The sequence below is a fragment of the Arsenicitalea aurantiaca genome (genome assembly GCF_003994485.1).
Lineage (GTDB): Bacteria > Pseudomonadota > Alphaproteobacteria > Rhizobiales > Devosiaceae > Arsenicitalea > Arsenicitalea aurantiaca.
Window position 1 is genome coordinate 220,573 of the sequence record NZ_RZNJ01000004.1, and the last position, 13,428, is coordinate 234,000.

A 13,428-nucleotide genomic window follows, 5' to 3' on the forward strand; every position below is an offset into this window, starting at 1 on the left:
ATTGGCGAAGGGGCGCGGCTCAGGCCCCTTCCATGACGAAATGGCCCGGGCCGACTTCGCGATAGACCGCGTCTTCGGGCTTGAAGCCGACCGACCGGATGGGGCTGCGCAGCTCTTCGGCGACCCCGTCGCGCTTGCGGGCACGCCGCTTTTCGGGATCGGCGACAGGGACAGCGGCGAGGAGCTTCTGGGTATAGGGGTGCGAGGGCGAGCCGATGACGGCGCTGCGCGGCCCGGTCTCGACGATCCGCCCCAGATGCATCACCGCGATGCGGTGGCTGATGCGCTCGACGACGGCCATGTCATGGCTGATGAAGAGGTAGGAGAGCCCCAGATCGTCCTGCAGGTCGAGCAGCAGATCGGTCACCTGCGCCTTGATCGAGACATCGAGCGCCGAAACCGCCTCGTCGGCAATGACGAGGGCCGGATCGAGCGCGAGCGCCCGCGCGATGCAGATGCGCTGCCGCTGGCCGCCCGAGAACTCGTGCGGGAAGCGGGTGGCCGAGCCTGGGTCGAGCTCGACGCGCCGCAGGAGGCTCGCCACGCGGTCCTCCATCTCGCTGCCGCGCGCGATCTTGTGCACATGCATGGGTTCGGCGATGGCAGAGCCCACCGTCTGGCGCGGATCGAGCGAGCCATAGGGATCCTGGAAGATCATCTGGATGCGCTGGCGGATGGTGCGCAGCGCCTGTCCCTCGGCCTTGAGCACATCCTGCCCGTCGAAGCGGACCGCGCCGGCCTCGGGCTCGACGAGCCGCAGGATCGAGCGGCCGGTGGTGGACTTGCCGCACCCCGATTCCCCGACGAGCGCGAGGGTTTCCCCGCGCCTGAGCGCAAACGAGACCCCTTCGACCGCATGCACGTTGCCGGTGTGGCGCCCGAGCATGCCGCCGCGCACCTTGAAGCGGGTGACGAGCCCATCGACCGAAAGCAGCGGCTCGGCATCGGGGGTGGGCGCGGGATCGCGCCGGGGGCTCGCCGGAATCTGCTCGGCGGGCCGGGGGCGGAAGCGGACGGGCCGGTCGGTCTCGGCCATGTCCCCGAGCCGCGGGACGGCGGCGAGCAGGTCGCGCGTATAGTCATGGGCGGGCGCTGAAAAGATCTTGCGGACCGGGCCCTGCTCGAGGATGTCGCCATGGCGCATGACGAGCACGTCGTCGGCGATCTCGGCGACGACGCCCATGTCATGGGTGATGAAGAGCACCGCCGTGCCGGTCTCGCGCTGGAGTTCGGCGAGCAGGTCGAGGATCTCGGCCTGGATGGTGACGTCGAGCGCGGTGGTGGGTTCGTCGGCTATAAGCAGGCGCGGCTTGCATGCGAGCGCCATGGCGATCATCACCCGCTGGCGCATGCCGCCCGAGAAGGTGTGGGGATATTCGTCGTAGCGGCGGGCCGCGTCGGGGATGCGGACGCGCTCGAAAAGCCGCAGCACTTCGGCGCGCGCGGCGCTCTTTGAGAGGTCGGTATGATAGTGGAGCGCCTCGGCGACCTGCTCGCCCACCCGCAGGACCGGGTTGAGGCTGGTCATCGGCTCCTGGAAGATCATGCCGGCCTTCTTGCCGCGCGCCTTGCGGAGCGCCTCGCCCGAGAGCGCGAGCATGTCTGTCTCCCCGAGCCTTATGGCCCCGGTGACGCGGGCCCGCTCGGGCAGGAGGCGCATGATCGACAGCGCGGTGACCGACTTGCCCGAACCCGATTCCCCCACGAGCGCGAGGGTCTTGCCCGCATCGAGCCGGAACGAGACGCCCTTGACGACTTCGGTGCGCCCGAAGGCGACGCGGAGGTCTTCGACGAGGAGAACGGGCTCGGGGCTCATGAGGCACTCCCCAGCTTGGGATCGATGGCATCGCGCAGCCCGTCGCCGATGAGGTTGAGCGCCAGCACGAGCACGAGCACTGCAAGGCTCGGGAAGAGCGCGACCGAATAGCTGTCGAGGATGTTCTCGAACCCCTCGCGCACCATGCCGCCCCAGGTGGGGGTGGGCGGCGCGATGCCGAGCCCGATAAAGGCGAGCGAGGCCTCGGTGCGCACCGCGGTCGCCATCCAGAGCGAGGCCATGACGATGATTTCGGGGATGATGTTGGGCAGGATGTGCCGAAACATGATCCTGAGATCGGAGAACCCCAGCGCGCGGCCGGCCTGCACGAATTCGCGCTCGCGCAACGCCATCACCGGAGCCCGGGCGATGCGCGCGAAGGCGGGCACTGCGGTAAAGGCGATGGCGATGATGATGTTGGTGACGCTGGCCCCGAGCACGGCAACGAGGATGATGCCCAGGATGAGCGCCGGAAAGGCGAGCACCACATCCATCGCCTGCATGATGACGATATCGATGCGGCCGCCGAAATAGCCCGCGACGAGCCCTATCAGCGAGCCCACGACCACGGCGAGCGAGATCGAGGCGATGCCGATGACGAGCGAATAGCGCGCGCCATGGAGGAGCCGGGAGAGAATGTCGCGGCCATAGTAATCGGTGCCGAGCCAGTGCGCCCAGCTCGGGCCCTGGAGCCGGTTGACGATGCTCTGCGCCACCGGGTCGTAGGGGGCGATGATCGGCGCGAGGAGGGCGAGCACGACAATGGTGACAAAGACGATGGTGCCGACGAGCGTCGTGGGATGGCCCGTGACCGCCCGGCCCGCAAAGCGCAGCGCATTGCCGGTGACGAGAAGGAATTCATTGCGTTGCCGCGGGGCGGCGGTGGTGGCGGGCTCGCTCATTTGTACTGCACCCTGGGATCGATGAAGCCATAGACGAGGTCGGTGAGGAGGTTCACGAGCACCACGATCAGCGTGTAGATGACCATCATGCCCTGCAGCATGGTGTAATCGCGCTGGTTGAGGGCGCCCACGATGAGCTTGCCGAGCCCCGGGCGGTTGAAGACGATCTCGGTGAGGACCGAATTGCCGATCAGGATGCCGAGATAGAGCCCCACCACGGTCACGACCGGAATGAGGCAGTTGCGCAGTGCGTGCCGCCAGACGACGGCGCGGGCGGGGGCGCCCTTGGCCATGGCGGTGCGCACGTAATCCTGGCTCAGCACCTCGAGCATGGAGGAGCGCGTGACGCGGGTGACGTAGGCGGCCATGATGAGCGCGAGGTTGATGGCCGGCAGAGCAAGGTCGCGCGCCCGATCGAGGAGCGTGGTGCCCTGCCCCCCGCTGATCACCGGGAACCAGCGCAGCATGATCGAGAAGACCAGAAGCAGCACGATGCCCGAGACGAAGGCCGGCGCCGACAGCCCGAGCAGCGAGACGATGCGGGTGACGTAATCGGGGATGCGGTTGCGATTGACCGCGGCCCAGATGCCGGCGGGAAGCCCCAGCACCACCCCCAGAACGAGCGCGACGAAGGTGAGCTCGAGCGTGTGGGGGAGGACGTTGAGGACTTCCTGGATCACCGGACGGCCCGAGACCAGGGAGGTGCCCCAATCGCCTCTCAGGGCACCTCCCAGGAACTGCAGGTATTGCAGCCAGACGGGCTGGTCGAGGCCCATCCGTTCGCGCAGGAGGGCAATGCTCTGCGCACTCGCCTGGTCGCCCAGGATCACGAGGGTCGGGTCGCCCGGCAGGATCCTGATGACGAAGAACACCAGGGTCAGGACGGCGAACAGCGTGATGACGGCGAAGCCGAGCCGGCGCAGGACAAAGCCCAGCATCAGTCAGCCAGACGCGTGGTTTCGTTGATCGAGGGCGAGAGGTTGAGCGATCCCTCCTGCGGCACGGCGAATTCGAGACGGTTGGTCCAGGCATAGGGCTGGCCCATCTCGTACATCGGCACCGCGCAGATGGCCTCGACGATCTTGCGCTGGGCTTCCTGCCAGAGTTCGGCCTGCCGCTCGGGATCGATCTCGGTGCGGGCCGCTTCGATTTCGGCATCGGCCACGTCGCAGTGCGAGAAGTTCGTCACGGCGGTGGGCTTTTGCACGATGCTGTCGGAATCGAAGAACTGGGTGAGGAAGATGTCGGCCACCGGCAGGCGCGAGGCGCCGTAATAGACGACCTGGGAAAGATCCTGGCGGATCTGCTCGTGGAAGGTCGGGTGGTCGACGAGCTCGAAATTGAGCCTGATGCCGGCTTCGGCGAGCTGGGCCTGCACCACTTCCATGGTGGTCAGCATGGCCGGGAGCGTCGTCTGGACGGTCCTGAGGTCGATGCCGTCGGGATAGCCGGCTTCGGCGAGGAGTTCGCGGGCCCGCTCGACATCATGCTCGAGCAGGGTCTGCGGCTCGTGCCCCAGATAGCCCGAGGGGATGACCGAAGTCGCCGGACGGGTCAGCATCTCGCCGCGGAAGGCGACGAGCTGGTCCCGATCGATGGCATGGGCGATGGCCTGGCGCACGCGGATGTCGTCGAGCGGCGGCTGGGTCATGTTGAGGTGCAGCTGGTGCAGCTCATAGGGGCCGAGGACCTGGACGGTCGTGTCGGGGAGCCCCGCCATGCGGTCGAGCCAGGACTGCTCGAAGCGACCGTTGACGATGTCCACTTCGCCCGACTGGAAGGCGAGATCGCGGCTCGAATCGGAGGCCACGTAGCGGAAGAGGATCTCGTCGATCTCGGGGGCGCCGCGGAAATATTCGGTGTTGGCCGCAAGCCGGACGAATTGCTGGGACTGGTATTCGACGAAGGCGAAGGGCCCCGTGCCGACCGGATTGCGGCCGAAGCCGTCGCCGAGCTCGGTGCCGGCGGCCTCGCAGATGATCGCGCCGCCATTGAACGGCACGAGCAGGCCGAGCACGGTCGGGATCGGGTTCGAGAGCGTGATCTGGACGGTGTGGTCGTCCAGCGCCTCGACGGTCTCGAAGGCGGCATAGTCGGCCGAATAGCTCGATGTTTCAGGCGAGGCGGCGCGGTTGAGCGAATAGACGACGTCGCTGGCGGTCAGCGGACCGTAATCGCCATGGCAGAGAACGTCCTGCCGGAGGGTGAAGGTCCAGACGAGCCCGTCTTCGGAGGTTTCCCAGCTTTCGGCGATGTCGGGCTCGATGGTGTCGAGCTGGAACTGGCCCGGCGCGGTGCGCACCAGCCCGTTGAACATCCAGTTGATGACGTTCTTGTCGAAGGTGGCGCTGGCGCGGTGGGGGTCGAGCGTGGCCAGATCATTGCCCGGCACGGCCACGGTCAGGGTCTGCGCCAGGGCCGGCAGGGCCGTTCCGGCGAGGAGCGCGGCCGAAACCACGCCCAGTGCAATTCGCTTCATAGTCATCGGCAAGTCTCCCTCATGCGATAGTCGATGAAACGTGGTCAGCCGTGAAGGGTGGCGCCCTCCAGGAAATGGCGGCTGTTGTGAAAGCGGCTGTATTGAAAGGCCTCGATCGGCAGGCGGGCCGGACGCTCCTGGACGAGATCGCTGACGAGCTTGCCGGTGATCGGTCCGAGGCAGAAGCCATGGCCCGAAAAGCCCATGGTGACGACGAGGCCCTCGACCCCCGTGCCCGCGTCGATGACGGGCAGCGCATCGGGGGTGAGATCGATGAGGCCGGCCCAGTAGTCCTCGATCTGGGCGGTGGCGAAGGCGGGAACGACATCCCCGAAGAGCTGCACGACCTCGGCCATGCTGAGCCCGGTCGGCAGGACGCGCGGCCGCGTGCCGGCGGCGGTCTCGGTTTCGAGGAGCCCGCCATGCCAGTCCTGCAGGCCGCTCGTGACGCGGAAGCGGCCATTATATTCCTGCCGGCCGGCGCAATCGGCATTGGCGACGCCGATCACCTGGGTCAGCGTCTCCTCGAGCGGGGCCGAGCGCAGGACGGTGACCATGGGCACCTGGAGCGGCACGGTGATGCCGAGCGGCGAGAGGACCTCATTGCCGAAAATCCCGGCGGCGACGACCACTTTGGGGGCGGGGATGGTGCCCTTGTCGGTCGTGACGCCGCTCACCCGACCATCCACCACGTCGATCGAGAACACGCGTTCCCCGAAACGCGTCTCGACGCCGAGCCGCTCGGCGGCCCGCACAAAGCCGAGCACGGTGCTCGTGGGATCGGCGCTGCCATCGCTCGTGCAGAGCGAGGCACACAGAACGTGCTCGGCGAGCGCCGGGGCGACTTCGCGCACCTCGGCATTGGAACCAAGGAGGCTGATGTCGAGCCCGGCAGCGGCCTGGTCGAGGACGATGCCGGAGATGATCTCGGCTTCCTCGGGGGTGCGGGCGAGCCGCAGATTGCCACCGCGGCGATAATGGGTGGGGGTATCGAGTTCGTCCGACAGGGTCTGCCAGATCTCGACTGCCGCCTTGGCGAGCGGCAGCTCGGCGGGATGCCGGCCGGACTGGCGGACGCCCGCAAGCGTCCAGCCCGAGGCCATGGCCGCTGGCCCGAACCGGTCGATGAGAACGACTTTCAGCCCCTCGCGCGCCAGTTCATAGGCGCTCGACGCCCCGCTGATGCCCGAACCGATGATGACGACGTCGGCCATGATTGTCTCTCCGCCCCGGCCTAGACCGCGACCTTGGTTTCAATGTCGGGCGTCGCGGGATCGCGCAGATAGGCGATGAGCGCGATCTCGAGCTTCATCTCGGGATGGGGCATCGGGCCGATGGCGATGGTGTGGGCCGGATCATTGCCGCCGACACGCTCGGCGATCACTTCGAGGACGGGCTCGAGATCGGCCGGGGTCGCGACGGCGATGTGGAAGCGGACCGTATCGGAGAGCTTCGCGCCGAGGCCGCCAAGCGCACCCTCGAGATTGTCGAGCGCCTGATGGGCCTGCTTGCGTACGTCTTCGGACATCTCGCGGGTCTTGTAGTTCCGTCCGGCGGTGTTGGACGAGTAGATCCAGTTGTCCACCTTTACGAGGCGGGAAAACTTGAACATGTCCTCATATTTGCTGCCGCTCTTAACCCGTTCGACCACAGCCATTGCAAAGCCTCTCCATATTTTAGGCACCACCCGGGGGTGACCATCATATGAGCATGTGAGACCAGACGCGCCGGGGCTGTCAATAGCTTTCCGATAATTCATATCTGGCATCATCATCTGTGCCGTTTATCGGCATTCATTGAGCCGCCGTCGATGAAACTTTTGGCGTCAACCGGGGCGACGTTACCGCTGACGGCGCTGGATAGGCGGTTGATATTGCGGAGGGAAATGCAACCACGACCCGGGCGGCCCAAAGCGGCCATGCCGATGCGCGGGCGTGAGGCGGGTGGCGGCGCGGGGGAGGCTCGGCGATGTGGAAAAGGGCGCCGGAAATGCAAAAAGGGTCCTTGCGGACCCTTTGCACCGGGATTCAGGACCCCGGTAAATTGGAGCGGGCGATGAGATTCGAACTCACGACCCTAACCTTGGCAAGGTTATGCTCTACCCCTGAGCTACACCCGCGCTCCATCGGCTCTTGCGAACCGGTCGGTCGATCCCTCGGCAAATCCCTTGGCATCGCCCCGACGCGCGCTTATATGCCCAATCGAAGCGGGCATTGCAACTGGAAACTCGCAAGTTTTATCACGCAAATGCACTCTTGCCTCGCAAGGGTCGGGACGTGCAAGTGTGGACGGGGCCGGGACAGAAACCGGACCGCAGGACCGAGCCGCAAGACCGGGAAGGGCAGCACACGTGACCATCGAGATCAATTCCGCCACGCCTCAGGGCACGCCGCCCGCCGGCCTCATCAAGGACGCCTCGACCCAGAGCTTCCGCGCCGACGTGCTCGAAGCCTCGCTCGAAGCGCCGGTGCTGGTGGATTTCTGGGCGCCCTGGTGCGGCCCGTGCCGGCAGCTCACCCCCGCGCTTGAAAAGGTCGTGAACGAGAAGGGGGGCAAGGTCCGGCTCGTCAAGGTCAATATCGACGAGAACCAGGCGCTGGCCGGCCAAATGGGCATCCAGTCGATCCCGGCCGTCTTCGCCTTTGCCGGCGGCCGGCCGGTGGACGGGTTCATGGGCGCGCTGCCCGAAAGCGAGGTGCGCCGCTTCATCGACAAGGTGATCGCGGGCGCCCCTGCGGCGAAACCCCAGGAGGGCTCGCTCGAAGAGCAGATCGGCGCGGCCATGGAGGCGGCCGAAGCCGCGCTCGCGGCCAGGGATTTTCCGCGCGCCGCGCAGATCTTCGGCATGGTGATCCAGCACCAGCCCGACCACGCCGAGGCGCTGATCGGGATCGCGCGGGTCTATCTCGAAGTGGGCGAACTCGACGAGGCGCGGGCGGCGCTCGACCAGGTGCCCGAGCCCAAGCGCACGGGCGCAGGCTTTGCTTCGGTCGAATCGGCGCTGCGCCTTGCGACCGAGGCGGCGGAGCTCTCGGGCGGCGGGGCAGAGCTCGAGGCGCGGCTTGCTGCTGATCCGGACGACCATGAAGCGCGTTTCGAACTTGCGATCCTGCGCAATGGGGAAAACCGCCGGGTCGAGGCGGCCGAAGCGCTGGTGGCGCTGATGAAGCGCGACCGGGAGTGGAACGAGGACGGCGCGCGGCGCAAGCTGCTCGAATTCTTCGAGGCCTGGGGCCCGAAGGACCCCGCAACGCTCAAGGGCCGCAGGCTGCTTTCGGCCCTGCTGTTTTCCTGAAGACGAGGCCCATGCACAAGCGCCCGCACACCACCAAGGACCTGCCCCGGAGCATTCCGGTGTTCCCGCTTTCGGGCGCCTTGCTCCTGCCCTTCGCGCAGCGCCCGCTCAACATCTTCGAGCCGCGCTATATCGAAATGGTGGACCACGCCCTGTCAGGGGACCGGCTGATCGGGCTCATCCAGCCCGCCGAGCCTGACGGGGAAGAGGAGAGCCCGCTCGGCCGCGCGCCGCTGAAATCGGTCGGCTGCGTGGGGCGGCTCACCCATTTCGAGGAGACGAGCGAGGGGCGCTATTTCATCATCCTCGAGGGGATCTGCCGGTTCGCGCTCGTTTCCGAGCTCAACGTGCGCACGCCCTTCCGCCAGTGCGTGATCGATGCGAGCCGCTTCGAATCCGATTTCGAGCGCACCCATGGCGAGGGCGCGGTGGATCGCGATCGCTTCCTCAAGATGATGCGCGACTATGCCGATTTCGGTGATTTCGAGCTCAACTGGGACGAGATCAACAAGACCGGGACCGCCGACCTCGTCAATTTCTGCTGCATGGTCAGCCCCTATGGGGCGGCCGAAAAGCAGGTGCTGCTCGAAGCGCCCTCGCTCGAGGAGCGGGCCGAGACGCTGATCGCCATGGCCGAATACGAGATGGCGCGCGGCCAGTCGGACGGCCCGGTGCTGCAGTGAGCGAAGATGAACCGGGCGGCCCCGCTGCGGCGGCGCCGGCCGGAAAGCCGGAGCCCCGGGTAAAGGTCGACCCCAGGACGCTCGAAATGCTCGTCTGCCCGCTGACCAAGACCCGGCTGACGCTGACCGCGGGCGGGGAGGAGCTGGTCTCGACCGTGGCGCGGCTCGCCTTTCCGATCCGCCGTGGCGTGCCGGTCTTGAGCCTTGACGAGGCGCGCCCGCTTTCGGACGAGGAACTGGTTGCCGCCGTGCCCGAACTGCGCGGCCGGCGCGACTGAGCGCTCAGGCCGCCGGCAGCGGCGCCCCGCCCCGTCGCCCGAGCCGGCGCTCGATGGCCGAGAGCCCGTCATAGATCAGGACGGCGAGGACCGCGACGATGAGCCCGCCCTGCAGGATGAAGGCGATGTTGTTGGAGAGGAGCCCGGCAATGATCACCTCCCCCAGCGTCGAGGCGGCGACCGTCGAGCCGATGGTGGCGGTGGCGAGCGAAATGACGATGGAGAGCCGCACGCCCGCAAGGATGACCGGCAGGGCGAGCGGCAGTTCGACGCCCACGAGCCGCTGCCAGCCGGTCATGCCCATGCCGCGCGCCGCCTCGCGCACGGCGGGCGGGGTGGCGGTGAGCCCGGTGAGCGCATTTTCGAAGATCGGCAGGAGCCCGTAGAGAAAGAGCGCAACGAAGGTCGGACCATTGCCGAACCCGAGAATGGGGACGGCGAGCGCGAGGACGGCGACGGGGGGAAAGGTCTGCCCGATATTGGCAAGGCTGCGCGAGAGAGGGAGAAAATCCTCGCCCGCGCGCCGCGTCACGACGATGGCGAGGCCGATGGCGACGATGCTCGCGGCGAGCACTGCGCCGAGCACGATGCCCAGATGGCTGAGGGTGAGCCGGAGAAGGCTCGACTGGGTATAGATCGGGGGCTGGTTGGGCCGGTTGAGCGGCGCAAAGGCCCAGCCGAACGCGCCGGGCGCGAAAATGAACGCGACCAATAGCCCGAGGACGAGGAGCCGGATGACGAGCCCCGGCCTCATTGCGGGCGGCCCGCCTGGCGCGCCAGCGCCTCGCGCCGGACGATGCCGAGCGCCTGCCCGTTCTCGATGACAGGCAGGGCGTCGCGGCCCGACCAGAGACATTCGGCAAAGGCTTCGCGCAGGCTCGCCTCGGGGCCGATCGGCTCGCCCTGGGCGGTGCCGGGCTCGAGAAGATCGCGCACATGCCCGAGCGAAAGGAGGCGGAAGGGCCGGTCGCCGCGCCCCAGGAGCGCATCGACGAAGGGGGTGGCGGGCCTTGCGATGATGTCTTCTGGCGGGGCGTATTGCAAGACGCGCCCCTGATCCATCACCGCGATGCGGGTGCCGAGCGCGATGGCTTCATCCATGTCGTGGGTGACGAGCATGATGGTGGTGCCGAAGCTTTTCTGGATGGCGAGGAGATCCTCCTGCGCCTTGGCGCGGATGATGGGGTCGAGCGCGCCGAAGGGCTCGTCCATCAGGAGCAGGTGCGGTTCGGCCGCAAGGGCGCGGGCGACCCCGACGCGCTGCTGCTGGCCGCCTGACAGCTCGTGGGGGAGACGCCCGGCGAACTCGGCCGGATCGAGCTGGAAGATCTCGAGAAGCGCTTTTACCCGGGCCGCGATGCGCGCGCGATCCCAGCCGAGCAGCCGCGGCACGGTGCCGATGTTCTGGGCGACGGTGCGATGGGGAAAGAGCCCGTTGCCCTGGATGACGTAGCCGATGCGCCGGCGCAGGAGATGGGGCGGCTGGGCGCGCGTGTCCTCGCCCTCGATGGTGACGCGCCCGGCGCTGGGCTCGACGAGCCGGTTGACCATGCGCAGGAGCGTGGTCTTGCCCGAGCCGGACGTGCCGACGACCGCGACGATCTCGCCGCGCCCGATGGTGAGCGAGACGTCTTCGACGACGCGGCGGCCCTCATAATCCTTGCAGAGGCCTTCGATTGCGATCATCGGGGCGGTCGGCTGGCTCATGAGCGGCCTCTTTTCTGGGGCGAGGCGAGCTCGACAAGCGCATCGAGCACGATGCCGGCGCCCATGGCGAGGATGACGGTGGGGACGGCCCCGAGCAGGACGAGATCCATCGCAGTCTGCCCGATGCCCTGGAAGACGAAGACGCCGAAGCCCCCGCCCCCGATCAGCGCGGCGATGGTGGCAAGCCCGATATTCTGCACGAGTACGATGCGGATGCCGGTGAGGATGACGGGGAAGGCGAGCGGCATCTGGACCCCGGCGAGCCGCTGCCAATTGGTCATGCCCATGCCGCGCGCCGCATCATTGGCCGCACGCGGCACCGCGCCGAGCCCGACCACGGTGTTGGCGACGACCGGCAGCAGCGAATAGGCAAAGAGCGCGACGAGCGCCGGCGCCGTGCCGATGCCCGAAACCCCGAGCGCCGAGGCGCCGGGCACATTGGCCGCAACCCACGCCAGAGGCGCGATGAGGAGGCCGAAAAGCGCGATCGAGGGGATGGTCTGGACCATGTTGAGGACGTTGAGGGTGGCCGCGCGCAGGGGCCGCACCTTGTGGCAGAGCATGCCGAGCGGCACCCCCACAAGGGTTGCGGCGGCGAGCGAACCGAAAGCGAGGAGGACATGGGTTTCCGCCTCGCGCCAGAAGGCGGAGGCGCGGTTTTCGTATTCGCGGAGGACCGAGAGCGCGTCCCAGGCGCCGCTCAGGAGGATGGCGGCAAGGACCGCAGCAAGGCCGAGGACGAGCCCGATGCGCATGAGGGGCGAGAGCGCAAGCCGGCTCAGCGCATCGGCGGCGAGCAGCGCAAAGGCGGCGAGCAGCACCCAGAAGCCCGAACCGGGCGACACCCGGGCGAGCGCATCGCCCTCGGGCGTCAGATGGCGGCCGGCCTCGCCGATGAGTACGAGGAGAAGGAGGAGAGCAGAAAGGCTCGCCGCGAGCCGCAGGCGCGCCGGGGTGCGGAGGAGTGCAACAGCAAGCACGAGGAGGGACGCGGACAAGAGAACGACGCCCCAGACCGGCCCGAGCGCGATAAAGAGTTGGGCCCCCTCCCCCGGCACGATGCGGTTGGCGCGAAAGGCGGCGAAGGGGAGGAAGAGGCCGGCGAACCCGAGCGCCGCGATGACGACGCCTAGAAGATCGAGGCGAAAACGAAACTGTCCCTGGCGCGGGCGGGCAAGGGGCACGGCGCTGGCCTGCATCACTCATCCTGCTCGCTGCGGGCCGGGAGGGCCGGGCGCGAGGGCGACTTCGCCCCCGCGCGGGGATCGATCGGGGCCTAGAGGAAGCCGCCCGTGGTGAGGAAATCCTCGGCGACCGCATCGGCAGGCTCGCCATTGACCTGGACGCGCCCATTGAGGGTCTGGAGGGTTTCGAGGTCGAGCGCCGCAAAGACCGGGGCGAGGAGATCGGCGATCTGCGGATATTCGTCCAGGACCTCGCGGCGGACGATCGGGGACGGCAGGTAGACCGGCTGCACGCCCTCATCATCCTCGAGCACGACGAGGCCCGAGGCCGAGATCGCGCCGTCGGTGCCATAGACCATGGCGGCATTGGCGCCAGAAGTCTGCTGGGCGGCCGCGGCGATGGTGGCGGCCGTATCGCCGCCCGAAAGCGTGATCAGCTGCTCGGGCGCGAGGGTGAAGCCGTAGACCTCCTGGAATTTCGGCAGGGCGGCAGGCGAGTTGACGAATTCCGAGGACGCGGCGAGGACCACCTCGCCCCCCTCTTCGACATAGCGGCCGAAATCGCTCATCGACACGAGCCCGTTGGCCTCGGCCACATCGCTGCGCACGGCGATGGCCCAGGTGTTGTTGGCGGGCGCGGGCGAGAGCCAGACGATGTCGTTGGCCTCACCATCGAGTTCGGTGGCGCGCTGGTAGCCGGCCTGCGCATCATTCCAGACGGGCTCGTCGGCGAGCTCGAAGAAGAAGGCCGCGTTGCCGGTATATTCGGGATAGATGTCGATTTCGCCCGCGATGATCGCCTCGCGCACGATCGGGGTGCCGCCGAGCTGGATGCGGTCGGTGACGGGGATGTCGTTGGCTTCGAGCACCTTGAGGATGATGTTGCCCAGGACCCCGCCTTCGGTATCGATCTTGGAGGAGACGACGACCTGCGCCTGCGCGCTGGCGATCGTAAGGGCAAGCGCGGCTGCCGCGCCCATCAACTGTGTTCCAAGGCGCATGCGACAACTCCCATTGAAAGAAAAGGACAAAGCCGCGTCCCTGCCGGAGGAGGGGCGAGGGCGCGGAACTTTGTCTGAGAAGC

The 13,428-nt window shown here is 67.6% G+C and carries 13 protein-coding genes and 1 tRNA gene; 3 read left to right on the top strand and 11 right to left on the bottom strand.

Annotation, left to right across the window (positions count from 1 at the left end):
- Window positions 1-19 precede the first annotated feature (19 nt).
- From EMQ25_RS12320 to EMQ25_RS12350, 7 genes are all read right to left on the bottom strand, one after another.
- The gene (locus tag EMQ25_RS12320; RefSeq protein WP_127188886.1) at window positions 20-1,816 is read right to left on the bottom strand and encodes an ABC transporter ATP-binding protein; all 1,797 of its coding nucleotides are present in this window, start codon (window positions 1,814-1,816) and stop codon (window positions 20-22) included.
- Window positions 1,813-2,718 (bottom strand): ABC transporter permease, encoded by a 906-nt coding sequence (locus EMQ25_RS12325; protein ID WP_127188887.1) that lies wholly within the window; start codon window positions 2,716-2,718, stop codon window positions 1,813-1,815. The genes EMQ25_RS12320 and EMQ25_RS12325 overlap by 4 nt, the downstream gene beginning before the upstream one ends.
- On the bottom strand, window positions 2,715-3,656 hold the full coding sequence (locus EMQ25_RS12330; RefSeq protein ID WP_127188888.1) for an ABC transporter permease: 942 nt from the start codon (window positions 3,654-3,656) through the stop codon (window positions 2,715-2,717). The genes EMQ25_RS12325 and EMQ25_RS12330 overlap by 4 nt, the downstream gene beginning before the upstream one ends.
- The gene (locus EMQ25_RS12335; RefSeq protein WP_127188889.1) at window positions 3,656-5,203 is read right to left on the bottom strand and encodes an ABC transporter substrate-binding protein; all 1,548 of its coding nucleotides are present in this window, start codon (window positions 5,201-5,203) and stop codon (window positions 3,656-3,658) included. The genes EMQ25_RS12330 and EMQ25_RS12335 overlap by 1 nt, the downstream gene beginning before the upstream one ends.
- Window positions 5,204-5,241: 38 nt before the next feature.
- A complete protein-coding gene (locus tag EMQ25_RS12340; RefSeq protein WP_127188890.1) occupies window positions 5,242-6,411 on the bottom strand; it encodes an NAD(P)/FAD-dependent oxidoreductase in 1,170 nt (389 codons plus the stop codon).
- Between the two features lie 20 nt (window positions 6,412-6,431).
- Window positions 6,432-6,854 carry a Rid family hydrolase gene (locus EMQ25_RS12345; protein ID WP_158626074.1) on the bottom strand — a complete coding sequence of 141 codons (423 nt, stop codon included), beginning with the start codon at window positions 6,852-6,854 and terminating at the stop codon, window positions 6,432-6,434.
- A gap of 387 nt (window positions 6,855-7,241) precedes the next feature.
- Window positions 7,242-7,316, bottom strand: a tRNA-Gly gene (locus tag EMQ25_RS12350).
- A 231-nt stretch (window positions 7,317-7,547) separates the two neighbouring features.
- On the opposite strand from EMQ25_RS12350, the gene trxA reads away from it, so the two are divergent.
- From trxA to EMQ25_RS12365, 3 genes are read left to right on the top strand one after another with little or no spacing between them, the layout of a single operon-like run.
- Window positions 7,548-8,492, top strand: a complete 945-nt coding sequence (gene trxA, locus EMQ25_RS12355) for a thioredoxin (RefSeq protein ID WP_127188892.1) — start codon at window positions 7,548-7,550, stop codon at window positions 8,490-8,492.
- An 11-nt stretch (window positions 8,493-8,503) separates the two neighbouring features.
- Window positions 8,504-9,175 carry an LON peptidase substrate-binding domain-containing protein gene (locus EMQ25_RS12360; protein WP_127188893.1) on the top strand — a complete coding sequence of 224 codons (672 nt, stop codon included), beginning with the start codon at window positions 8,504-8,506 and terminating at the stop codon, window positions 9,173-9,175.
- On the top strand, window positions 9,172-9,453 hold the full coding sequence (locus EMQ25_RS12365) for a Trm112 family protein (RefSeq protein ID WP_280177639.1): 282 nt from the start codon (window positions 9,172-9,174) through the stop codon (window positions 9,451-9,453). The genes EMQ25_RS12360 and EMQ25_RS12365 overlap by 4 nt, the downstream gene beginning before the upstream one ends.
- A gap of 4 nt (window positions 9,454-9,457) precedes the next feature.
- Here the strand turns inward: EMQ25_RS12365 and EMQ25_RS12370 are convergent, their stop codons facing one another.
- The 4 genes from EMQ25_RS12370 to osmF all read right to left on the bottom strand — a co-directional run bounded on the left by EMQ25_RS12370 (window position 9,458) and on the right by osmF (window position 13,345).
- Window positions 9,458-10,207, bottom strand: a complete 750-nt coding sequence (locus EMQ25_RS12370; protein WP_127188894.1) for an ABC transporter permease — start codon at window positions 10,205-10,207, stop codon at window positions 9,458-9,460.
- A complete protein-coding gene (locus EMQ25_RS12375) occupies window positions 10,204-11,139 on the bottom strand; it encodes an ABC transporter ATP-binding protein (RefSeq protein WP_127189197.1) in 936 nt (311 codons plus the stop codon). Before EMQ25_RS12375 ends, EMQ25_RS12370 begins: the two co-directional genes overlap by 4 nt.
- A 17-nt stretch (window positions 11,140-11,156) precedes the next feature.
- On the bottom strand, window positions 11,157-12,359 hold the full coding sequence (locus tag EMQ25_RS12380; RefSeq protein ID WP_127188895.1) for an ABC transporter permease: 1,203 nt from the start codon (window positions 12,357-12,359) through the stop codon (window positions 11,157-11,159).
- Between the two features lie 77 nt (window positions 12,360-12,436).
- Entirely contained in the window at window positions 12,437-13,345 is a 909-nt protein-coding gene (gene osmF / locus EMQ25_RS12385) for a glycine betaine ABC transporter substrate-binding protein OsmF (RefSeq protein WP_127188896.1), read from the bottom strand.
- Window positions 13,346-13,428 lie beyond the last annotated feature (83 nt).

What these genes read in the sequence shown, in the direction of transcription:
- EMQ25_RS12320 (WP_127188886.1), bottom strand. Translation starts at nt 1,816, where the DNA reads ATGAGCCCCGAGCCCGTTCTCCTCGTCGAAGACCTCCGCGTCGCCTTC.
- EMQ25_RS12325 (WP_127188887.1), bottom strand. Translation starts at nt 2,718, where the DNA reads ATGAGCGAGCCCGCCACCACCGCCGCCCCGCGGCAACGCAATGAATTC.
- EMQ25_RS12330 (WP_127188888.1), bottom strand. Translation starts at nt 3,656, where the DNA reads ATGCTGGGCTTTGTCCTGCGCCGGCTCGGCTTCGCCGTCATCACGCTG.
- EMQ25_RS12335 (WP_127188889.1), bottom strand. Translation starts at nt 5,203, where the DNA reads ATGACTATGAAGCGAATTGCACTGGGCGTGGTTTCGGCCGCGCTCCTC.
- EMQ25_RS12340 (WP_127188890.1), bottom strand. Translation starts at nt 6,411, where the DNA reads ATGGCCGACGTCGTCATCATCGGTTCGGGCATCAGCGGGGCGTCGAGC.
- EMQ25_RS12345 (WP_158626074.1), bottom strand. Translation starts at nt 6,854, where the DNA reads ATGGCTGTGGTCGAACGGGTTAAGAGCGGCAGCAAATATGAGGACATG.
- EMQ25_RS12360 (WP_127188893.1), top strand. Translation starts at nt 8,504, where the DNA reads ATGCACAAGCGCCCGCACACCACCAAGGACCTGCCCCGGAGCATTCCG.
- EMQ25_RS12370 (WP_127188894.1), bottom strand. Translation starts at nt 10,207, where the DNA reads ATGAGGCCGGGGCTCGTCATCCGGCTCCTCGTCCTCGGGCTATTGGTC.
- EMQ25_RS12375 (WP_127189197.1), bottom strand. Translation starts at nt 11,139, where the DNA reads ATGATCGCAATCGAAGGCCTCTGCAAGGATTATGAGGGCCGCCGCGTC.
- EMQ25_RS12380 (WP_127188895.1), bottom strand. Translation starts at nt 12,359, where the DNA reads ATGCAGGCCAGCGCCGTGCCCCTTGCCCGCCCGCGCCAGGGACAGTTT.
- osmF (WP_127188896.1), bottom strand. Translation starts at nt 13,345, where the DNA reads ATGCGCCTTGGAACACAGTTGATGGGCGCGGCAGCCGCGCTTGCCCTT.